The organism is Okeania sp. SIO2B3, from assembly GCF_010672525.1.
Lineage (GTDB): Bacteria > Cyanobacteriota > Cyanobacteriia > Cyanobacteriales > Microcoleaceae > Okeania.
Map to the genome: position 1 here is coordinate 1 of NZ_JAAHGH010000079.1, position 23,378 is coordinate 23,378.

At 37.7% G+C, this 23,378-nt stretch carries 11 protein-coding genes and 1 pseudogene; 6 read left to right on the top strand and 6 right to left on the bottom strand.

The genetic code is table 11. The features are described 5' to 3' along the window. Positions 1 to 205 precede the first annotated feature (205 nt). From F6K15_RS29035 to F6K15_RS29050, 4 genes and pseudogenes are all read left to right on the top strand, one after another. Positions 206 to 2,860, top strand: coding sequence for a bifunctional serine/threonine-protein kinase/ABC transporter substrate-binding protein (locus F6K15_RS29035; protein WP_293067871.1), 2,655 nt, complete (start codon positions 206 to 208; stop codon positions 2,858 to 2,860). A 660-nt stretch (positions 2,861 to 3,520) separates the two neighbouring features. Next, a pseudogene (locus F6K15_RS29040) lies at positions 3,521 to 4,778 on the top strand (RNA-guided endonuclease InsQ/TnpB family protein). A gap of 370 nt (positions 4,779 to 5,148) precedes the next feature. After that, on the top strand, positions 5,149 to 6,714 hold the full coding sequence (locus F6K15_RS29045; RefSeq protein ID WP_293067873.1) for a PEP-CTERM sorting domain-containing protein: 1,566 nt from the start codon (positions 5,149 to 5,151) through the stop codon (positions 6,712 to 6,714). A gap of 484 nt (positions 6,715 to 7,198) precedes the next feature. Continuing rightward, positions 7,199 to 7,729, top strand: coding sequence for a hypothetical protein (locus F6K15_RS29050; protein WP_293067875.1), 531 nt, complete (start codon positions 7,199 to 7,201; stop codon positions 7,727 to 7,729). Positions 7,730 to 8,097: 368 nt separating this feature from the next. On the opposite strand, the gene F6K15_RS29055 is transcribed toward F6K15_RS29050, so the two are convergent. Then, a complete protein-coding gene (locus F6K15_RS29055) occupies positions 8,098 to 9,162 on the bottom strand; it encodes an alcohol dehydrogenase catalytic domain-containing protein (protein WP_293067878.1) in 1,065 nt (354 codons plus the stop codon). A gap of 434 nt (positions 9,163 to 9,596) precedes the next feature. Then, positions 9,597 to 9,776, bottom strand: a complete 180-nt coding sequence (locus F6K15_RS29060) for a hypothetical protein (protein WP_293067880.1) — start codon at positions 9,774 to 9,776, stop codon at positions 9,597 to 9,599. A 244-nt stretch (positions 9,777 to 10,020) separates the two neighbouring features. Here F6K15_RS29060 and F6K15_RS38695 point away from each other — a divergent pair, with 244 nt between their 5' ends. After that, positions 10,021 to 11,133, top strand: coding sequence for a DM13 domain-containing protein (locus F6K15_RS38695; RefSeq protein WP_363268934.1), 1,113 nt, complete (start codon positions 10,021 to 10,023; stop codon positions 11,131 to 11,133). A gap of 473 nt (positions 11,134 to 11,606) precedes the next feature. Here the strand turns inward: F6K15_RS38695 and F6K15_RS29075 are convergent, their stop codons facing one another. Beyond that, positions 11,607 to 12,188 (bottom strand): hypothetical protein, encoded by a 582-nt coding sequence (locus F6K15_RS29075; protein ID WP_293067882.1) that lies wholly within the window; start codon positions 12,186 to 12,188, stop codon positions 11,607 to 11,609. A gap of 737 nt (positions 12,189 to 12,925) precedes the next feature. On the opposite strand from F6K15_RS29075, the gene F6K15_RS29080 reads away from it, so the two are divergent. Further along, on the top strand, positions 12,926 to 18,463 hold the full coding sequence (locus F6K15_RS29080; protein ID WP_293067885.1) for an ATP-binding sensor histidine kinase: 5,538 nt from the start codon (positions 12,926 to 12,928) through the stop codon (positions 18,461 to 18,463). 489 nt (positions 18,464 to 18,952) lie between these two features. On the opposite strand, the gene F6K15_RS29085 is transcribed toward F6K15_RS29080, so the two are convergent. From F6K15_RS29085 to F6K15_RS29095, 3 genes are all read right to left on the bottom strand, one after another. Next, a complete protein-coding gene (locus F6K15_RS29085) occupies positions 18,953 to 19,900 on the bottom strand; it encodes a DUF362 domain-containing protein (protein ID WP_293067888.1) in 948 nt (315 codons plus the stop codon). Between the two features lie 233 nt (positions 19,901 to 20,133). Then, positions 20,134 to 21,348 (bottom strand): GTPase family protein, encoded by a 1,215-nt coding sequence (locus tag F6K15_RS29090; RefSeq protein WP_293067891.1) that lies wholly within the window; start codon positions 21,346 to 21,348, stop codon positions 20,134 to 20,136. 14 nt (positions 21,349 to 21,362) lie between these two features. Further along, entirely contained in the window at positions 21,363 to 23,198 is a 1,836-nt protein-coding gene (locus F6K15_RS29095; protein WP_293067894.1) for an ammonium transporter, read from the bottom strand. Positions 23,199 to 23,378 lie beyond the last annotated feature (180 nt).

The following is a 23,378-nucleotide window of genomic DNA, read 5'->3' on the forward strand; positions in this document are numbered from 1 at the left end:
CATCTCCCCATCTCCCCCTCCCCCCATCTCCCCATCTCCCCATCTCCCCATCTCCCCATCCCCCCATCTTCCCATCCCCCCATCTAATCCACCATTTTGGCTATGTCACACCACTAATAAGTTGCTGAATTATCTACAATTAATCAGTGTCTGTATATTGTAATAGACTTTTACTTTTGATTTTTAATTTTTAACTTGTAGGAAGATGATTAATCCTGGACAAATATTACAAAAGCACTATCGAGCGATTCGACTTATTGGAGACTGTGGTTTTGGTCAAACTTGGGAAGTTGATGATGGTGGTACGATAAAAATTATGAAAATATTGCAAGTGCCAAGGGAAATAGAAGACGAAGAAATGGAGCAAGTAATTTCTTTGTTTGAGGAAGAAGCAAAAGTTTTAACAAAGTTAAGCGAACCTGGATTACCAAAAGTTGAACCAGAAGGATACTTTATCTGGTCAGAAGCGGGAGATGAACCATTACACTGTCTGGTAATGGAAAAAATTGAGGGTATAAATTTATCGGACTGGTTGCAACAAATTCATCATAATCAACCCATACAAGAAGAACAAGCGATCGCCTGGATAACACAATTAGTAGAAATTATTGGTAAACTTCATCAGAATCATTGCATCCATCGGGATCTTAAACCAACAAATATCATGTTGCGTAGCTCCACAGCACAGAACTCGAATCATAATGGAGCAAAACAACCCTCTGGAACTTATGGTAACTTGCCTACAGAAGAAGCTAGCAGAGCAAATAATTTATCTTCCATTTCAATTACCCAAGAAAGTGTTGCACGGCAACGAAATGATCCAGAAAAAACCAGAGAAACATCAGACCACAAACAGGAGGTTGAAAATGGAAAAAATCATACTGACAATCAACAACATTCCCAAAAGCAGGAATGGGGTCAACTAGCATTAATTGACTTTGGTGCAACTAGACAAGTTACAGAAACATACTTAAGGCAATTTGAAGGCAAAGATGTGACTGGGATGATTTCTCAAGGTTACACATCCCCAGAACAATATGAAGGGAAAATCACACGACAGTCGGATGTCTTTGCCATTGCCCGAACTATAGTTTATTTAGTCACAGCAAAAGATCCTGGGAATTTGCCTACCGATCCTCAGAGTGGTAGATTAATGTGGCGACACCATGCTACTCAAATCTCAAAAACATTAGCAGACTTAATTGATGAGATGATGGCAAATTTACCTCAGTGTCGCCCCCAAACAACCGAAGACATTTTGGAACGTCTTACTAACTACAACCAGCAAGTACAAGCAGAAGTTGAATCTACCCAGGATAAACAACCAACCCCCGCAACGAGCAACTATTTATCTGATCTTCCATTTCAGCAAAAAATACAGAACTTCAAGGGGAAATATCAAGAAACCACACCCAAAGTAAATAAATGGTTAGGCAAGATGTCCCTTTTAACACTAGGAGCGATCGCCGTCTTAATTGCTATTTTACCAGAAGCACCAACAACTTGTCCTTTAAAACTCAACGATAATTTGAGTTGTGGGGAAGAAATTATGATTCCAGGTTCCGCACCCACAGAAAAAGAAGAGGGAGTCAAAGCTTTTGCTGATGGTGATTATTTGCAAGCAGTCAAACTTTTAGAAATAGCTAGAAAAAAATACTTTAACGATCCAGAAATTCTGATTTACCTGAATAATGCCAGACTAGCTGCTAGCAATACTGATACTTATACTATAGCCGTTGTAGCATCAATGACAGGTGAGTCACAAGCTCTCAACTATAGTCTAGAAAAATTACGGGGAGTTGCTCAAGCTCAGAATGCCATAAACCTGAGCGATAATTTGATTGGAGGTAAGGGTTTAACTGTAATTCTTGTTGATGATGGCAACTCTCCAGAGCAAGCAGTGAAAGTAGCAAATAGTCTGGTTTTAACAGGTCAAGTTTTGGCGGTAATTGGTCATACTTTTAGCGAAATTACGATGAAAGTAGCTCCAATTTATGAACAGAATAAACTGGTTTTAATTTCTCCCACTGCTAGTGCTTCTAAATTATCAAATTCCAATGATTTTTTCTTTAGGATGATACCATCTGATGCCACAATGACTCAAGCAATGGCAAGTTACTTGATTAATCAATCTACTGACGAACAGCAAAAAGTAGCTTTGTTTGATAACCCTAATGATATTTACAGTGAATCTCTCAAGAATCAATTTATGGTTAGTTTCAGTGCTGGTGGTGGCAAAATAGTTAAAGACATGAATGAAATTTTTGATTTATCAAGAACTTCTTTTAATGCCAGTGCTGCTATAGATAGAGCAGACAAACAAAAAGCTACTGCAATTGTATTACTGCCAGATATTTCCACTTTAGCAAAGGCAATAGAGGTAATAAAAGCCAATTGGCAGCTCAATTTACCGATAATTACTGGAGAAAACCTCTATAGTAACTATACTCTCAAGTTTGGCGCTCAAGAAGCAGAGAAAAATGTTGTGGTAGCTACACCATGGCACAGCTTGAATAGTCCCGACCCAGATTTTCCACTGCAAGCAAAAAACATTTGGGGAGGAACTGTTAGTTGGCGTACAGCTTTTGCTTATGATGCAGCTAGAGCTTTGATTACAGCATTAGGAACCCTGCCAGAACGTAAAGAATTAAATCGCATTGCCCTGCAACAAATTTTAGCAAGTGAAAATTTTAGTTCCGAGGGTGCTACAGGAGAAATAACTTTTTTACCAAGTGGCGATCGCCTGGAATCAAGAATTATTTTTACTAAAGTAGTGAAGTCTAGTTGTTCGCCATTAGGTTATACATTTCTGCCTCTAGATTATCCTGTCAGTCAGTTTAGTCTTTTGGAATGTGATTAAATCTGGTTAAACAGTTATAGATTGGTTTAGTCTATATTAGACTTGTCGCTTTATAACTTAAAAAATCCCCAAAAACCTTGTTCTATAAGGATTGTAGCTATTGCCAACCAAAATGCATTGGAATGATTGCTCTGTCTAGGTTGGAGCGATTTTTTCCCTCTATTTAGCGACAACTCTATTGTAGGGGCGAATGGCCATTCGCCCTTACGCATTGTATGAAGATCGAAGGAATTATATTACTCCAATTTCTCGGGAACGGTAGCCAATGGATTTGATATTACAGCTTTAGAAATAGGAATACTTGATATCTCAATATATAATACATCTCCATAATAAAAAATCAAATCAATTATTCCACAGAAATCATCAATTATTTCTCCCTACTCCCCCACTGACTACTCCCTATTTTGGAGGAGATGATTAATTTTGTCTATGTAACTAATAGAATTAGATAATTGGCCATATTAACTTTAGGCCACAAATAGCTAAAGCTTTATATAATGAGACTTGATATGAGAAAGTAGATAGAGAAATTGTTCATCTCAATGTTGGTTGGAGACCCGCGCTCCCCTTCGGGAGAGCGTCGTCCGCGAAAACCAATCAATGTTGTGGTTTTACACATAATATGTTAAAGTTTGAAAAATTTTCGGTCAGTAGTAGATGGTTGAAAAAGCGTACAAATTTAGGTTCTACCCTACCCCAGAACAGGAAAACCTGTTGCGGAGGACTTTGGGATGTGTACGCCTAATCTACAACAAAGCTTTAGCTGCCAGAACTCAAGCCTGGTATGAGAAACAGGAACGGGTAGGATATGCCCAAACCTCAGCTATGCTTACCAATTGGAAAAAGCAGGAGGACTTACAATTCTTAACAGAAGTAAGCTGTGTACCACGGAGAGCAAGGTTTAAGGCATCTGCAAACTGCCTTCGCTAATTTTTTTAGTGGGCGTGCCAAATATCCTAACTTCAAGAAAAAACGTAATGGTGGTAGTTCTGAGTTTACAAAATCGGCTTTTAAGTGGAAAGATGGTCAAGTTTATTTAGCGAAATGTACAGAACCATTACCAATAAGATGGAGTAGGCAACTACCACTTGGTTGTGTACCAACTACAATAACAGTTAAACTTGATCCCTCTGGTAGATGGTCTGTTTCGTTGAGAGTCAATGATACCAGAGATTTAAAACTCAAGCCAACCAATAAACTCTTAGGCATTGACTTAGGAATTACCAGTTTAGTGACTACAAGTGATGGAGAAAAAGTTGCTAACCCTAAGAATTTGAACAAATTACGCAAAAAACTAAGGTTAGCTCAAAAATCACTTTCTCGTAAAACCAAAGGTTCTAATAACTACCATAAAGCCAGGCTGAAAGTAGCCAGGATACACGCAAAAATTAAAGATTCAAGGCTTGACTATACTCACAAGCTGACAACCCAACTAATCAGAGAAAATCAAACTGTGGTAGTGGAGGATTTGGCAGTCAAAAATATGGTCAAGAATCATAAGTTAGCTAGAGCAATAAGTGACGCTAACTGGGGAGAAATAGTCAGACAGTTAGACTATAAAGCTCAATGGTATGGACGGGAATTAATCAAGATTGATAGATACTTTCCTAGTTCCAAACGTTGTTCTAATTGCGGTCATGTAGTGGATAAATTACCTCTAAGTATCAGAGAGTGGAATTGTCCAGAGTGTGGTAGCCACCATGACCGGGACATTAATGCAAGTATCAATATTTTGCGGATGGGAACCCGCGTCGGCGTCAGACGCAAGGGAACGCCCACCAAGAAGGCTGCGGGACTCGCAGTGTCAGTCTGTGGAGCGACTGTAAGACCCGAGGAGAGTAAATCTCGGAAGGCGGGTGCTATGAAACAGAAAGCCCCTAGCAGTGATGTTAAGGAATCCCGCGCTGTCTCCTAGAGCAGCGTCGGGAGGATGTCAATTTCACATAAACTCCACAAATCAATAAATTTTTCTGAGTCAAATAAGTCTTCGGTATTTATTTAAGTGAGATCACTTAGCCACTACAAAAAACAGTTTATTTAATCTAATTTCAACTGCTTGTCATCAGTATTGTTACTGTATTTTTGGCAAAAATTCTAGAAATAAATATATCCTTGAAAATACATAATTATATTGTTATAGTAAATTCTTATCTTTTATCCTTGCAGTTTGTGTAGAAGTAGTGCATTATAGTAAAAGAAAGACAAGCAAGTAGAAATCGCAAATAATATACTGATTTCTGCTCTATATTATAGAAGTTAAATATTACTAAGTTTGGAGTATATAAATGAAAACCACAAAAACTGATTCCCTACTATCTAAAGCAACATTATTCGGAAAAAGCGCATTCATAGCCACAGGTGTTGCTCTCAGCACTACAATGTTTTCTCCAGCAAATGCTGCTGCTACCTTAGAGTTCTCATCATCAGGGAATAATGATGCAGGTGTAGATTATCTATTAAGGGAGTCTGTTACCGACCCAGGTTCAATTGAGGTTACAATTAAAGTTAATGATACTGGTGACGGTATTGCCGATATTTCCGGGGTTTGGTTCCACCTGGCAAATGAAGCTTTAATTCCTGGTTTAACTTTTGAAGCAATAACTGCTACTGCTCCTGATGGAGCAACAACAAACTTCATTACAAACACCTCTACTGGTGCAAACAGCGCAGACAATAGACTCGGAAATGGAACAACCATAAACGGTTCTGGGCCCAAAGACTTTGATGTGGGACTAAGAATTGGCGACTCTGGTGGTATAAACGGTGGGGACGATTTCAGCAGTATCACATTTAGAATCAGCCACGATACCGAAGATTTAGATTTAAGCCAATTTCAAGAAGGTTGGGCAACACGCCTCAAGAGTGTGGGAGCGAACCGCGAAGGCAGTAGTAAACTTAAAGAGTACACAAATCCTGTTTACACAGCAGCTCCTATAGTTCCTCCTGACACAACTTCCCAAAACGGAAACAATGGAGAAGTTGATGGTACTTGGGAAAACTTTACACTTGACTTTGAAGGATTTGTCGCAGGTACAATTATCGATGACGAATGGACAGATTCTATGGGAGTTACTATTAGTAGTGGTACTAATAAAGTTGTAACCCTGTTAAACAGTAGCTGTAACCCTGGTTATTCAGATTATGAGACTGAAGGCGACCCCATTACAGGTAACTGTAATGTTACGACTGACGGCAATACAAATGGAGACCCTGACTTAGCAACTGGAGGAAGTTTAGACACTGAAACACGGGGTAATGTATTAATTGTTCAGGAGAATGACAGAGTAGCAGACAGTAACAATAATATCAATGAAACCCCAGACGATAATAGAAGCGGTGGCGTCATCCAATTTGAGTTTGATGAAGACGTTTTCCTAAAACATATAGAATTTCTGGATTACGATTATACAGATGCTAATAAGATAACCTTGCAAGCTAAGGATGAAAATGGCAGAAACCTTCTGGGAGTTGATGGCTTTGAAATCGCATTAGAGAATTTGGAGGGGGGTATTATTTCATTGAATAATTTGGGTCTTGCGGATAAGCAAGGCTATGACGAATCCTATGCTGAATCCAATTCTTCTCGCCACGCTACATATTTTCAAGCTACCCACGATGAATCTGTAGAGCTCGATAACTCTGTCTGGGATTTCTATTTTGGTAATGGAGGTCTTGAAGGAGTTAGATTTTTGGAGGTTGACTTTGGTGGTACAAGTGGTGCTATCTCTGAACTAACATACAAGAAATTCACTGCCAAGAAAAAAATTCGTGTACCAGAACCTGGCAGTATTGCAGCTCTAGCATTCATCGGTGGTGGAATGTTCCTTTCCCGTCGTCGTCACTCTCACTAAGAAATTAAATTATAATTGCATCTACTATAAATTTTAATATTGAATACAAATATGGCAGAAGAAAGAAGGAAGAAGAAAGAAGGAAGAAGGAAAAACCTTGCGTTGTCTGAGTTTTAAGCTTTTAATCTGTCCTAACCTTTGCTTCGACTGCTATAAATAAAAATTCCATAACTGGGCTTCTTCTGAAAACGAAACAGGAGAATCTCAGGTTTTTTTTGTTATCAAAGATATATAGTAGGGAACAGAGGCCACTTGCATTTGGCCAACGCGGAGTTGCTGCACTATTTCCCATAGCACCAATTACCAAAAACTTTGCTATACTTAATTTTTTATTTCCACATAAGGCTAAAATATCAGTCAGATAAGTTGAGCATTATTTTTGTACATTGCTACAATCACAGCGGGTTGAATATACTTCGATCAAAAGATTGCTATAATTATCAAGATTAATTTTCAATATATCAAAAACTAATTAATAGGAATTGTGAGTCCAGAAAACCTAACATTATTTGAAACTGAATATAAAGCTGGCAAATATGCCTTTGAGCGGGGTCAATACCGTAATTCAGTACAACATTTAGAAACTGCTAAAGACAATATTGAGCTGAATTCAAGATTTGGGGGAGAGGTACAAATCTGGTTAGTGACAGCATATCAAGCTGCTGGCCAAATTCAAGAAGCAACAGACCTTTGTAAACAACTAACTCGTCATCCTCGTTTAGAAACCCGCCAACAAGCAAAACGTATATTAGTAATTCTCGAAGCACCTGTATTGAGAACTAGACAAGAGTGGATGACTAAAATTCCTGACTTGGGGGCAATATCTGAAAGTGATGCTAAAGATCGTAGAGGTAGCACTATGACTTCCAAAGTTAAATCACCGCCACCGAAGCCAAAAACTCTGAAGTTAGAAGTTGTCGATCCTAGTCAAGTTAATACAAAAGATAATCAATTTGTTTGGGTCGCGTTAGTACTAATAATTCTGACTGTGAGTGGGTTAGTTTGGTTTAGTTGATTTTTGGCAACAGGGAACAGGGAACAGGGAACAGTTGGAAAAACATTTTCTAGTCTAAGATTCGTCATTCGCATAAGTCCTAACCAATTCTTTCTGAGCTATACAAGATTGTGTTCGGTTGAATACTTACACTATGGAGAAAGGAAGGCAGAAGGGATAAAGTTTTTTTATCGCTAATTATCTGGACTAGAAGCATTTTTCCACCAACTTTTCAGAGGATGGCTTTTTGGAGTTGAATATCTTCCTTTTTTTCCAACTGCATTTAGAGCTTCAGATAGTTGTGAAAAATCAACATTTGCTGCTTCTGACCAACAGTATCCGTATCCTGCCCATCCTCGCCCTCTGTAGCATATAGCTCCACATAAAGGCTACGGGGTGAGGACAACGTGGCCGAGCCCCCGTATCTCCGCGGCTCTTTGCATTGCCTTGTTGATTTCTTCCAACGGGAACATATTAACCTCCACGCAGTCCAGATCGAGGGTGCCAGATTCGACGAGCACGCCCAGTTTCCTAAAGGTATCGCGTGGGTACATAAATGCTCCAAGGATCGTGATATCACGAGCCATGATGCTGTTGTAGGGGAGTTCGAGCGGGACATTCATAGAGCCTTGAATCGCAACTCGCCCGCCGTTACGAAGGCCGCCAATCACAGCTTGAATTCCACTCGAGTCCTTAGCTTGCCCAATTAAATCGATGCCAAGGTCGATCCCGCCAGGAACAATTTTTCTTAGTTCAGCGATATCGACTTCCGGGTCTCCCATAAGTTTCACTGGAAATACTCGTGGACTTAGCTTGCTCAGTTTGTCCAGGACAGACTCATTGCGTCCAAGAGCAATGACTTTTGACGCTCCCATTGCGAGGGACAAAGGCACGGCCGGTGAGCCGAAATTACCGGTTGCGCCGAGCACAGCCACCGTATCACCGCCAGCTAGTTGCGCTCGTGAGAGTCCCCCGTAACACACTGCGAACTTGTGCAACCGGGACCATCCCACTCCGTCCATCCCGGCAATAGTAGGTAGTTTGGTCACGTTCTCACTGGGAACCGCGACTTTTTCCGCCCACGTCCCGTCTGGCCATAGCTTCTGAACCTCGACAGCACCACTGCTTAAACCCGTGAGCGCTAATAGCATACCGTCTGGTTCTGAAACATTTTCGCGAGCAAAGATCCGCGGGTCGATTGCGACTCGATCGCCCACAGAAACATGGACTACAGTTTTTCCAGTTGCTTCAACGATTCCGACTCCATCGTTACCAGGCGTAAACGGATGTTCTGGCAAAGCGTATCCGAGACGACTGGCCAACACGTCTTCGTGATAACTGAGTACACCGGCTGCCTCAATTCTTACGAGAACATCTCCGTCTTTCAAGATAGGTTCTGACACTTCGTCTACAACGACAGGCGAATTCGTTTCTAATTGGCGAATTGCTCGCATAGAGGCTCCGTATTAGTTTTTAGGGGAAAAAAATTGGGACTAGGCCAATTTTTGGGAGGCGTTTTTGTTACGCCTAACTTATAATCATATCGCAGTTATGGCAAAACATCCAGGGTGCGATCAAAAACAGTTGATAGCTAAAAAACGGCGATCGCCAAAATCTTCTCATCAAGTCTCATGAAGTTAAAGTTAACTAAAAAATAAATATTAATATCATGTCCGGATAATCAGTGATCAAAAAACCTTTTCCCTTTTAACCTTTTCTTTCCTCACAGGAGTGCGCATTCCCTCTCTTGGTCGGCATTCCCATGGCGAGGAAACCAGCTCTTGACAGAGCCGCTCCGAATGGCGCCGGGTTCCGACCGCTTGCGTCTGACGCGCCCCGCGGGGTCGCACCACTTCTGCCTCCTGCCTCCTGCCTTTTACCTTACCTCCTACAAAGTGTAAGTATTCAATCGGACATGATATAATGGGAGAATTGCAGGGCAAACGCATCTAATTTTGAAGTTCTGACAGGGAGCGATCGCTACTAATACTTCATAATTCTTTACAAACAGCCTCTTAGCAAATACCACTAGAGCAAGACCTTCTAAACCCAAAGCAAGATTTTGCATTTTTATTTCTCACACAATTTACTCTTTTTCTAGAAATTATCATCTCTAATTCTCAGTTCTGAGAATGCTTCAGTAACAATAGAATTTTTATACCAGCATATAGAATTTAATACCTTTAAACTATTCTCAATTTTGCCAATATCTCCTAACACCTAATTTTTATAAAATTTTCTGCAAAAAATAATTTAACTTCCCATCAATCTGCTTAAATATACTATGTAAAGTTATATCCAGAGAGTTAAACATGAATCCAAAAGATATTGCGGGATTAATACATCCAACTTTGGCTGTTGTGGTGGTTTTCCCAATTATTGGTATAGTTGTCAACTTGGCTTGGCAAGCTCGTCAACGAAGGCTACAAACTGCGGATAAAAGTAAAAGTAAAATTCCTCCAGTGGTAGGACCGGAACATCGAAAAATAGGTAATTGGTTAACGGGTTCCGTTGTCGGAATAACTTTAGTTGCTATTGCTTATTCCATATATTTTAAAGGTATTTTTAAAGATTTTAAAAGTGAAAATATGGCTTTAGCAATATTAATAGTAACGATATTTATTGCTACAGTTGCTTCTCTAGTATTTCTTTATCAAGCTAAATCTAAATTATGGCGAGGAATATTTGCTACTTTGACTGGAGCAGGTATCGTAATTTTAGGTTTTCAAGATGGTGTTTTTCGACGTGACTATGAGTGGGCATTTTCTCATTTTTATTATGGTTTAATTGCTTCAATATTGATGATTTTTTCTTTGGCTATTGTGCCAGAAATATATAAAGATAGAACTCATAAATGGCGCAAAATTCATACTGCTTTAAACTGTTTGGCAATTCTAGTATTTTTAGGGCAAGGAATCACAGGAAGTCGGGATTTGTTAGAAATTTCTCTGAGTTGGCAAGACAAACATTTATCTAAATGTGATTGGGAAAAACAAGTTTGTCCAGATGCACAATCTCAAACTTTATCCCCAGAAATTCTTGTTGCTTCTATTTCTAATTATCCGACTTTAGCTCAGGCAAATACTGTTTTAGCTTCTGGAGAATTTGTAACTATTACTCCGGGGGAAGATACAGAAGGTACAGCAGAAATTATTCAAGTAGGTAGTAAAACTCAAGTGCGGTTAGCGGAAAACTTTTCTGCTATTGAAGGTCCGGCAGTAAAATTGTTATTACATAAAGAAAATCGTCCGGGAAGTTATACAGCAGAAAATTATGTGCGTTTGGGAGATTTAAAAAGTTTTACAGGAGAACAAGTTTATGACATTCCAGGAGGAATAAATTGGCAAGATTATCCAAATGTTGTGGTTTGGTGTGAAAAATTTGATGTCACTTTTGGGTCAGCAAAACTGGCGTTGTTGAATTAGTGCATGATATTAATCTTAATTCTTTAGGAGTCAACCCACCCCTAGCCCCTCCCCCTCCCAGGAGGGGAAGTTAGTCAGACCGAGTCAGGAGGGAAGAAAGAAGAAGAAAGAGAAAGTTTTTTGGTCGCTTCAGCGTTCAGCGGAGCTATGCGTCAGCAAAACGGAGTTCTATCGCACTGTGATCCGGGCATAATATCATTCTGATTCCTGACTCCTATTTTTAATTCATGTAGTTATATCAAATCCGCTTAATTGGACATAAAAAAATTATCCAATTGTCATAACTACCCTCATCTTGTCTTATCTTTCTTCTCCTGAATTCTGTTTGCGAAGCATTCCGTAGGAAATTGCAGAATTGCTGAATTCTAAAGACTTAACTATTCTATGGTTGTTTAACCGGATTTGAGATCATATAGCACTACATAAATCGGTTAGGCCAATTATAAATGCTAAAACTCAGTCAGGGATTACTTCTAACTTCTGACTTCTGACTTCTGACTTGCGCGTAGCGCGTCTCGTCGTCCCCAAGGTTTCACAAAGGAAATAATAAAGATAAAAATCAGGCTTAAAATTTGAATAGAACCACCAATAACTATTCCTTTAGTATCAAACATAAATAGAGGATTATTTAATGCTTGTAATCTTTCAGTGTTAGAAATAGAAGTCATAGCATTAGTCCAAGGTCCTAACCAAAACGAGCCAAAAGTAATTAATGTGACAGTCATAACCCACTTAACAATTACCCAATAAAACTTAAAAAATCCCCAAACTGTGAGCCAGCAAATTAACGCTCCAGTCAACAAACTTAAATTAGCTGCTGGAATAACTACCCAATCATCTAATAATTTGACAACTGAATTAATTGCGTAAAGTTCATCGCCGTTAGTAGTGTTAAGATTTTTAATAACCATAATCACCATAGAAAGAGCAGTGCCAAACCAAATTGCTCCAGAAATAACATGAGCAGATATTAGCCAACTTTTCTGATTTCCAGTTAGTCTAATTCCGGGCTTCTGGTTTTTTTTATCTTTAGCTAAAGTAGACTGATTAGTCATAGTTTTGTTTCCGATTATTTATATTTATTTATCATGGCGATTGCTCCTATTTTAACTCAAAAATAACAATTTTAATTATATTTTATTTAGTACTTAAAATAATAGCAAACAACAATAAGAGTAGGAAGGTTTCATCCAAAACTTATACTATACTTGAAATATATTGATAATTATTACTAACAAGTAGAGGAAGATTATCCACTATAAAATATTTGTAATATGGAATCCGGATAATTAGTTGATAAAAAATTTTGTACCTTCTTTCCTTATTTCTTCCCTTATTTCTTCCCTTCTGCCTTCCTTCTTTAGAATAAGATAAGTATTTAATCAGATTCTATATAACATCAGTGTTTTCACGGATTTTATCAAAAAATTTTAGATTTAAAATAGACATATGTAAATAAAAAAGTCTATTGATTGTGTTGTTTATCAATTGTCAGCCATTTATTGATGACAAAGTGTTAGTAAGTATGATTAATATAATGTCCGGATAATAATATCATGTCCGGTTGAATAGTTATTATTAAAATAGTAGGGGACCAGGGGAGTAGGGGAGTAGGGAAAGATTTACTGTTTAAGCACTCATGATAAGTTTTTTCATCACTAATTATCCGGACATAATATAAGTTATAAAATCGAAATAGCTGTTTCTATTGATGGAGTGTCTACATAAACAGTATTTTTAGATCCATGAAATTAATAAAAACTTGAATTTAAAATAGACCGGGAGCATAAATATGAACGATAATCAGACTTTAAACTTTCAAAATTATCAGACAATTGAATGTATTCATCAAGGAAAAAAATCTTTAGTTTATCGTGCTCAAAATATCTCAAACAACCAACCTGTTATCCTAAAATTATTACGCAGTGAATATCCTAGTTTTTATGAGTTAGTGCAATTTCGCCATCAATACACTATGACAAAGAATCTGAACTTACCTGGAGTTGTCCAACCCCTCGCTCTGGAAAACTATCGTAATAGTTTAATCTTAGTTATGGCGGATGAAGGTTATATTTCTATTGATGAGTATACTCAAGATAATTCTTTGAGTTTGAGTCAATGTCTAACCATTGGAATTCAACTGGCTGAAATTTTAGCCGGACTTTATCAGCATCGTATTATTCATAAAGATATTAAACCTGCAAATATTTTAATTCATCCGGCAACCTTTGAAATTCAACTGATTGACTTTAGTATTGCTTCTTTACTGCCAAAAGAAACCCAAATTCTGAAAAATCCTAATATTTTAGAAGGAACTCTAGCTTATATTTCTCCAGAACAAACTGGACGAATGAATCGAGGAATTGATTATCGAACTGATTTTTATTCTTTTGGTGTCACTTTGTATGAATTATTAAGTGGAAAACTGCCCTTTGAAACAACAGAACCGATGGAATTAGTTCATTGTCATATTGCGAAAATGCCTAGTTCTTTAAGTAATAGAAAAAAAATTCCCGAAGTAGTGTCTAATATTATTCTAAAATTGATGGCCAAAAATGCTGAAGAGCGTTATCAGAGTGCTTGGGGAATTCAAAAAGATTTAGAAACCTGCTTAGAACAATTAGAAAATAATGGGAGAATTGAATTATTTGAAATTGGCAAACGAGATATTTACGACCATTTTATTATTCCCGAAAAACTCTATGGACGACAGCAACAAGTTCAACAATTATTAGATGCTTTTGAGCGTGTTGCTAATCCTATCTCCTCTCAGCATTCTTTTCAAAAGGGAGAAATAAAAGCGAAGCATCTGCTGGTCTCCCCCTTGGTAAGGGGGACGGAAGGGGGAGCGCTCTTGGGGGGAAGTTCAGAAATGATCCTAGTTGCAGGATATTCTGGAGTGGGAAAAACAGCGGTTGTCAATGAAGTTCATAAACCTATTGTCCGGCAAAGGGGATATTTTATTAAAGGGAAATTTGACCAGTTTCAACGCAATATTCCGTTTCGTGCTTTTGTAATCGCCTTGCGGGATTTGATGGGGCAATTGTTGAGTGAAAATGATGCCAAACTCCAGCAATGGAAAGATAAAATATTAAAAGCAGTTGGGGAAAATGGACAGGTTATTATTGAAGTTATTCCTGAACTGGAAAAGATTATTGGTTCTCAACCTGCTGTTACTGAATTATCAGGAACTGCTGCCCAAAATCGGTTTAATTTACTGTTTCAAAAATTTATTCAGGTTTTTACCACAAAAGACCATCCATTAGTCATTTTCTTAGATGATTTACAATGGGTAGATTCAGCTTCATTGAGCCTAATTAAGCTGTTGATGAGTGATGGTGATAGTCAATATTTATTGTTAATTGGAGCTTATCGATATAATGAAGTAAATTCGGCTCATCCATTGATGTTGACATTAGATGAAATTGATAAAAATCAAGGAATTGTTAATACAATTACATTAGCACCATTGCAACAAAATGATTTAAGCCAATTAGTAGCAGATACGTTATATTGTTCTTTACAAAAAGCCTTACCATTAACTCAAGCAGTTTATCAAAAAACTCAAGGAAATCCTTTCTTTACTACTCAATTTTTGAAAGCATTATATGAGGATAAACTGATTTATTTTAATTCAAAAGAAGGGTTTTGGGAATGCGATTTAGCCCTGGTTAAATTAGCATCAGTGAGTGAAGATGTTGTCGAATTTGTGAGCAAACGGTTGCAAAAGTTGAATCCTCTAACTCAGGATTGCCTCAAATTTGCTGCTTGTATTGGCAACCAATTTGATTTAGAAACGCTGGCAATTGTTAGACAGACTTCTGAGTTAAAAACCGCTACAGATTTATGGGTAGCATTGAAAGAAGGATTGATTTTACCGACGACAGAAGTCTATAAGTTTTATACGATTGATACCCAAGAAATTCAATCAACAACAGAAAGTCATATTTCAGCCTGTTATAAATTCTTACATGACCGAATTCAACAAGCTGCTTATTCTTTAATTCCTGAAGATTCTAAAAAAGAAACTCACTATAAAATTGGTCAACTGTTGTTGAAGAATACGCCTGAATTTGAACGAGAAGAAAGAATTTTTGAGATTGTCAATCAATTGAATTATGGTTTTGAATTAATTGCAGCACCACAAGAAAGAGATGAACTCGCTCAACTTAATTTAATTGCCTGTCGTAAAGCGAGAACCTCTACTGCTTATCAAGCAGGTCGTGAATATGCCAAAATTGGTTTGTCTTTACTAGGAGAAAATGCTTGGCAACATAAATATGAAATGAGTTTAGCATTCCATGATTTAGCAGCAGAATTCGCTTCACTCTGTGGTGATTTTGAGGCGATGGAAAAATTTATTGAAGCGGTTATCACTCAGGCAAAATCTGTCCTAGAACAAGTCAATGTTTACCGAATTAGAATCCAAGCAAATGCTTCTGGGAATAAACTAACAGAAGCCATTACTATTGGCCTACAACTATTACAAAAGTTTGCTATTAACTTTCCCGAAGAACCCACACAAAAGGATATTCAACAGGGAATGGCGGAAATTGACAAACTGATTGGAGACCGGGAAATTGAAAACTTAGTTGAACTGCCAACGATGACTGATGCAGAACAAATCGCTATTGTTCAAATTGTCAATAGCATCATGGCAGTTGTTGCCATTTCTGGCTCTCCATTGTATCCATTATTGGCTGCCTCCACAGTGAAACTATCCATTCAATATGGTAATACATCAGCTTCAGCTATTGGTTATGTCTCTTATGGTCTGATCGCTTGTAACATAAGGCAAGATATCGAACAAGGTGTTAAGTTTGGTCAGTTGGCACTTCAAGTCGTCTCCCAACAGAATGCAAAAGCTATCAAACCACAGTTATTCATCGTGATGGGGCTATATATATTACACCGCAAATCTCATATTAAAGAAACACTGTTACTCCTGCAAGAGGGTTATGCATTTGGCTTAGAAGTCGGAGACCGGGAAATGGCAGGATATAATGCTCAAGCTTTCTGTCTGAATTCTTTTTGGTGTGGTCAACGTCTTGCAACTTTAGAGCAAGAGACTCGCACCTACTGCAATGGGTTGCTGCAATTGAATCAATTGACAACAGCGAGTTGGTGTCGAATGTATTTGCAATCAATTTTAAATTTGCTGGGGGTGGAGGTTGGGGAGTATCCTAGTGTTTTGTCTGGAGAAGTTCTCAATGAAACTGAATTTCTATCCCAACTACTTTCTGCTCATGACAGGTTGGGATTATATTTCTTCCATATATATAAACTGATGCTTTCCTACCTATTTGGGGAAATTGAATCAGCTCAAAACCATGCAGTTGAAGTCAAATTTTATTGGATGGTTGGCGCTGGAACATTTTGTGAGTCTGTGTTTTATTTCTATGATTCTTTAACCGCTTTGGCAACTTTGAGTTCACGATCGCCAAACACATCAAAAATATTACAACAGGTAGAAGAAAACCAAGCAAAACTGCAACAGCAATGGGCAAAACACGCCCCGATGAATCACCAACATAAATATGATTTAGTAGAAGCAGAAAAACACCGAGTTATGGGCAAAAAACTAGAAGCAATGGAACTTTACGACAAAGCTATTGCAGGTGCAAAAGCAAACGAATATATCCAAGAAGAAGCGATCGCTAACGAATTAGCAGCTAAATTTTATCTAGGGTTAGGACGAAAAAAAGTTGCTCAAACCTACATGATAGAAGCTTACTATTGCTATTCTCATTGGGGAGCTAAAGCCAAAATCAAAGACTTAGAACAACGTTATCCTGAATTATTAGCACCCATTTTAGAACAACAAAAAATTAGTCTCAATCCTTTCAAAACTATTGCCAGTTTAGGAAATACAGATAGTTATACTCAATCCACAATTAACAACAATACTGCTGGAATTTCAGACGTACTAGACTTTACAAGTGTAATCAAAGCATCTCAAGCATTATCCAGTCAAATTGAACTGAATCAATTAATTTGTCAGTTAATGCAAGTGATGATGGAAAATGCAGGTGCTTCCAAAGGAGTTTTAATCTTATCTGAAGCTGAACAGTTAACAGTTAAAGCCATTTCCAATCACAATGCGAATGATGAAGCGATTTCTTGCACTGAAAAATCTATACCAGTTGCAGAGAGTTTTGCTGTTCCTGTGAGTATAATTAACTTAGTCAAACGCCGTTTAGAACCACTCAATCTTGATCAAGTTTCATCTCCAACTCAATTTGCATCCGATGACTACTTCATCCAACATCAACCCCAGAGTTTATTATGTTTACCGTTATGCAGTCGTGGAGCATTTTTAGGAATTTTATATTTAGAAAATAACTTAACCACAGGAGTATTTACTGAACAACGAGTTGAAGTGTTGAAACTGTTGTGTTCTCAAGCAGCAATTTCTTTAGAAAATGCCCAACTCTATCAAAAATCTCAAGATTATGCTCAACAATTAGAACAGTCTTTAACAGAATTACAAGAAGCACAAGTGCAACTGGTTCAGAGTGAAAAAATGTCAGCTCTAGGGCAAATGATGTCTGGTATTACCCATGAAATTAATAATCCATTAGGCTTTATTTCGGGTAATATTAGTCAAGTGGAGGAAGCAATACAAGATTTGCTGAATTATTTAGAAATCTATCAACAAAATCATCCACCAGGGGAACAAGTCAAAGCTTATGCGGAAGAAATTAAGCTAGAATATGTGTTAGAAGATTTACCCCCAATGCTCGCTGATATGCAAACAGGGGTTAACCGCATTGCTGAAATTAGTAAATCAATGCGTATTTTCTCCCGTAGCGATCGAGAACAAAAAGTAGCTTTTGACTTCCATGAAGGAATTGATAGCACTTTGTTAATTCTCAAACATCGCTTGAAAGGGAATGAATTTCGTCCAGAAATTAATATTATTAAAGACTATGGAAATTTGCCACAAATTCTGGGATTTCCGGGACAGTTAAACCAAGTGTTTATGAATATTATTGCTAATGCTATTGATGTGTTTGATGAGATGAGCGAAGGGCGTTCAATGGCACAAATGAAGCAAAATCCCTATAAGATTATGTTAACAACAAATTTAGACGATGCAACTCAAATGGTAAAAATTAGCATTCAAGATAATGGTTGTGGAATGTCTGAAAAAGTGAAAAATCGAATATTTAACCATCTATTTACAACTAAAGCAGTAGGGAAAGGAACAGGTTTAGGACTGTCGATCGCTCGTCAAATTGTGGAAGAAAAACATGATGGAAAATTAAGTTGTGAATCACAACTGGGTAAGGGTACTGAATTTGTCATTGAAATTCCTATTGGTATTTAGCGTTGCATAAATGCGCAATGATTTTAATAGTTTTGTATTTTGTGTTTTGTGGAATTGGCATCTTGCCCGTTCCTAATATTTTCACCTATACTTTTCCATGATACCTCATTTATATTCAAAATGATTTAGGATTGATATAAATAGGGCTTGCTGATTAAATATAAAAGCATTGACAGATAAAGGTTTTAGCATTTTTTTGTCTAAAAAAGTGCCAGCTTTTCAGCTTTTTGAGCTGCATAAAGCTAGTATTTTGGGACGATTATGGCAGAAAAATCATTCTTACAATTCTTACTCCTACCTCCTCGCTCCCGATCCATTTCTCCCCTCCCCTCCTGGGAGGGGTTAGGGGTGGGTTGGGAGGGGTCAGGGGTGGGTTTTCTCCTGTCTTCCCCTCCCCTCCTGGGAGGGGCTAGGGGTGGGTTAGGAGGGGTCAGGGGTGGGTTTTCTCCTGTCTCCTACCCCTCCCAAAAGACTTTCCATACGCAAACCCTAAATATTCATTGGTTCTTGAATAAACTTAACGTATAGATGTTTAAAAGTAGACCTAACTATGCGTGGAATTCCAAAATCAATAGGTTTCTTAATTGTAGGTAACTGCCAATTTTCTACTTCCAATTCAGCAGGTTGTAATAATGGAAAATTAACCTTATTTAAATCAGAACAAAATCCCATTTCCTGAGCAACTGCCACTGTTGGAACTTCTGCCGGATTTACTTTGAGAATTTCTAAAAATGTTTGATCTAGAGCAAATACATCTGTCGAAGCCCCTAAAATACCTAATTTCCGAGGTTCTCCACCAATAGGACCATTACCTTCTTGAGCGATAATACTATCAATAATAGTCAAATCTGGATTAATTGTTTTTGCTGTTTCTACCAGCATTTTTCCAAAACGGCGAGCATCTTTACCTGCCTCTAAATGCCACCAAGCTTTCATTTTTCCTGGGACACAACCAAATAAGTTTTTTACTCCCATTGTCATAGTTAGTTGAACATGGGATTTAAGCTTAGGTAAATTAATTATTACATCTGCAGCCATTGCTTCTTTACTTAACAGCAAATGATTAAACTCTTGACTAACTGTGTCGTAACGTTTGCCATGAAACTCAACTATTGGTAAGTCAAATTCTTTGAGCAATGATAAATAACCATTTGCTTTTGCCACACCTAGAGCACTACCAAAAGCTGGACTGTCGCCTAAAAAAGGTTTGCCTCCTGCTTTTTTGACAATTTTAGCTACACAATAAACTATTTCTCTTCTCGTTACACATTCTTTTGTAGGGCGAGAACCTGTGAGTAAATTTGGTTTTAGTAGGACACGATCGCCAGGTTTGACAAAGGTATTAATTCCCCCTAATGGTTCTAAAAGTTCCTCTATAGATTTTTCTAATTCATTTATCTGATAGGAATTAGTCCTGATTAAACTGACAGTAGACATGATTTTTTTTATTGAACTTGTTTTAAGGGAATTTTGTAACCTTTTTATTATAGCGCTGTGCGCAGGCAACAGGCAACAGGCAACAGGCAACAGGGGGAATAAAAAACCGATATTATAAGGCTTTTAGCTATTGGACAGTTCTTGTAATTTGTAAATAGAACCAGAGCAGGAGCAAGAATTAAACATAAAAAGTAAACTGCACCCTTTTAGCTGTTTCAGCCCAGTATATTGAATCAATCTGGTGGGTTATAATCTCCCCGCTTGAGTGATTCAATAAATTCTTTCATCATCTTTATGTCTGACTTTTGTTGTACTTCTTTCTGATATTTTTTCAGTTCAGACGAAAATTTTCTTTTAAAGAATGTTGTGATTTCTTCCTTATTCATGTTGGAGTTTAAGTAATTAATTGATATTGCTTCTAAAGTAGAAGTAAATGCCAATCCGATAGCTAAAATATAACTTGCAGCTACTCCACCAGCAAGACTTTCACCTGCTATGAAAAAACCAGGAGATATTGCTGAAAATACAGTTGTAGCCACCTCTAGTATTGTTGTACCAGCGATCGCCAGTAAACCAGCAAATGCAATACTGGCAGTTGCAGCACCTTTATCAAGAAGACGATCTAGGTTATAAACTTTAGCAAGAGATGCTAGTAAAGTTGGCTGAGTTGCAATAATACTAACTGTAGTAGAACCTGGAATAGGAACAAAAGCTGAACCAAAACATATCCCAGCTGCAGTCCCAACAAGAGAGTATGCTACTCTCCTTTTTAGTTTGACATTGACTGCCTGAGCTCTGATAAATGCTTCTGAATATGATTCAGGAATGGCTTTTATAGATGCTTCTGTTAATTCTTTTAGACCTGAAACTGTCTTCCCTGGAATAGGATCGGCAGAAACTTCCATAATTATGAGTTGAGTATTTGCTGTCTGCTCAATGTCAGCTAAGACCTCACTCAGCTTTTTTTTAAGTTTAGAAAGCTCTTCTGGTTTAGCAATATCACACTGACTTAACACAATGATTATAGGAATTTTTAGGCTAAGTGCTGTTTGAATCACTTCTTTATCAAAATATTCAATCCTTGTTAGTCCTGCATGAATAAGATACCAAACAAGGTGAATACTGTCATCTACAGATTGGGTATTGGAAAGAGATTTTTCCCTAAGGAATTTTAAAGTATCTTCTAAAAAATCATCGGTTTTGCTGGCTTCATAGCCAGGAGAATCATAGAGTATGATTGGAATATCTGGATTATATGGGTTTGGATACCTTTGATAGCATTTTGTTACAGGCAACCCCACATCTACCTTGATTTCATTGTCATTTAGCCCAAAAATAGCTTTAATCAGACCACTCTTTCCTGCACCAGTTCTACCAATTAGAGCAATGCTTGGTGGTTTGAGTCTCTCTTCTATTTTCTTCAGTTCTTGGTCTATTTCGTTGTTCATGTTTAAACTCCTATCTATATTATATTTTTATCCTTCAAAACCCTAATTACTCGTTTTAATTTAGATATTTCATTTGACATATATGTCAACTTTTCTACCGATTCTTGAGTAAGCTCATTATGTGTACTAGCTATAGTTCTAATATGCCATAATTGCTTAATAACTTCGTTCATTTTTTGATTAAAGAAATTTTCTCTATCTTTTTTTGGTTGGAAAGGATATTGCTCAACCGCCCGAATAGCATTCTTAAAATTTTCAACTAAATTCTCTTCACGAATGTTGATAACATCACCATAAAGTTTAAAATACCTTTCAACAAGTGATGAAGCTTCAACAAGCCATGACTCTAAAGCTACATCAAAAGGTATATGATTAGCTTTTATTTTCCTATTCGCTTCATCTGGAAGATTTCTTGCCTTAGCAGCTTTGTTATATGTAAAATTGCTCCTCGCATATCTTATCGAAAGAGTCATTTTCCCTGCAAGAAATTCATTCTTTTTCTCTTTCTGAATATACTGAATGAATAGTACATCAATCCTTTGTTGAAATAGCCGAGGGGTTTCTAGATCGCCAGGAATATCATAAGCTGTCTCCTGATGATTTTCTAAATCCAAACCCCTATATATTTCAGAGTCTTCACTGCGAAGACGATTAAGAATACCAAGCATCCCGAAAAGACCTTCATATCCATTTCTTGGTAATCTTGGTCTCCGATTAAATGCAACAAGCTTGTGCAAAAAAAACAAAAATATTGTGAAACCCAGGAAAACAAAGATGGGAGCTAGCAGAGAAATTCCGATTTGATTTTTGGCACTATTTGGCCCCATCTCAAAAAACCTAATTATTCCTACAGCGGAACCTCCTACTACACCACAAACCAAGTGAACAATTACGGCACCAACCGGGTCATCCATTACCTCCCATGAGAATTCATTCTCAATAATGTATTTTGAGTATGAGAAAACTAGCAAACCACAAAAACCGCCAACAACAAGTGGATACAAAATATTTGCTACATCTGGTGCAGCTGTAATTCCGACTAACCCACCTAGTAAGCCATTTATTGCGATAGTTAGCCTCGGAATCTTTTTTAACCAACTCAGAAAGATTGTCACCATCATACTCACAGTTGCTGCTAAGGTTGTATTAATGGCAACAAGAGCAATTTCGTGTAAACCTTCTGGTGTCCCGACAGATAGTTGTGTACTACCCATATTAAAGCCATACCATCCGATGAGCAGTAGAAACACACCTGCTGTCGCTAGAGGAACATTATGAGCTGGCAATCGTCTTTCTCTTGGATGTCGCGACCCTATGAGTAAAGTAGCTGCTAATGCTGCAGCTCCACCAGTTGCGTGTACGACGACTGAACCTGCGTAATCTTGAAACACTTCTAGTTTTTTATCGAGAACCTCCCACAATATGTAACCTGAGAGGGGATATATAATGCCAGAAATGAAGCCACTCATAATTAAGTAATCAGACAACTTCATTCTACCAGCGATCGCACCAGAGCATATAGTTGCAGCGGTCGCAGCAAAAGCTCCCTGGTAAAAAAATTCTACTAGGTACTCTGTATTCTTAATAATATCTGCTGGTTCTGATGTTATAATATTGAATGGATGTAAGTCCCAATTAAAACCCTTCAATATCCAGTAACCAAAAAAGAAAAAAGCGATAAAGCTAACGCCAAAGTCAGCAAAGTTTTTGAATATGATTGAGACCGTGTGCTTGGAAGGAAGCAACCCAGCTTCTAAAAGAGCAAAACCTAGCTGCATCAAAATCACTAGGATTGCACAAAAGAGAGTAAAGACAATATTTATATATATTGGAGCAGTATCTGCTTGCATAAAATCTGTGTAATTATAATAGTAAATATAGGCGAAAAATTACTACTGGTTACTTATTTAGTAGAGATATTCGGCGTTGCTGAATTGAAGTATGAATGCGCGATTGTTTGGTTCTGGTCAAGCCCCCTAAATCCACCAAAATTGGGGGACTTTTAGAGTTTTATTCCCCCCAAAATTGGG

Excerpts from the sequence above, each read along its gene's own strand:
- F6K15_RS38695 (WP_363268934.1), top strand. The coding sequence starts at position 10,021 with ATGAATCCAAAAGATATTGCGGGATTAATACATCCAACTTTGGCTGTT.
- F6K15_RS29055 (WP_293067878.1), bottom strand. The coding sequence starts at position 9,162 with ATGCGAGCAATTCGCCAATTAGAAACGAATTCGCCTGTCGTTGTAGAC.
- F6K15_RS29045 (WP_293067873.1), top strand. The coding sequence starts at position 5,149 with ATGAAAACCACAAAAACTGATTCCCTACTATCTAAAGCAACATTATTC.
- F6K15_RS29085 (WP_293067888.1), bottom strand. The coding sequence starts at position 19,900 with ATGTCTACTGTCAGTTTAATCAGGACTAATTCCTATCAGATAAATGAA.
- F6K15_RS29075 (WP_293067882.1), bottom strand. The coding sequence starts at position 12,188 with ATGACTAATCAGTCTACTTTAGCTAAAGATAAAAAAAACCAGAAGCCC.
- F6K15_RS29060 (WP_293067880.1), bottom strand. The coding sequence starts at position 9,776 with ATGCAAAATCTTGCTTTGGGTTTAGAAGGTCTTGCTCTAGTGGTATTT.
- F6K15_RS29035 (WP_293067871.1), top strand. The coding sequence starts at position 206 with ATGATTAATCCTGGACAAATATTACAAAAGCACTATCGAGCGATTCGA.
- F6K15_RS29090 (WP_293067891.1), bottom strand. The coding sequence starts at position 21,348 with ATGAACAACGAAATAGACCAAGAACTGAAGAAAATAGAAGAGAGACTC.
- F6K15_RS29080 (WP_293067885.1), top strand. The coding sequence starts at position 12,926 with ATGAACGATAATCAGACTTTAAACTTTCAAAATTATCAGACAATTGAA.
- F6K15_RS29095 (WP_293067894.1), bottom strand. The coding sequence starts at position 23,198 with ATGCAAGCAGATACTGCTCCAATATATATAAATATTGTCTTTACTCTC.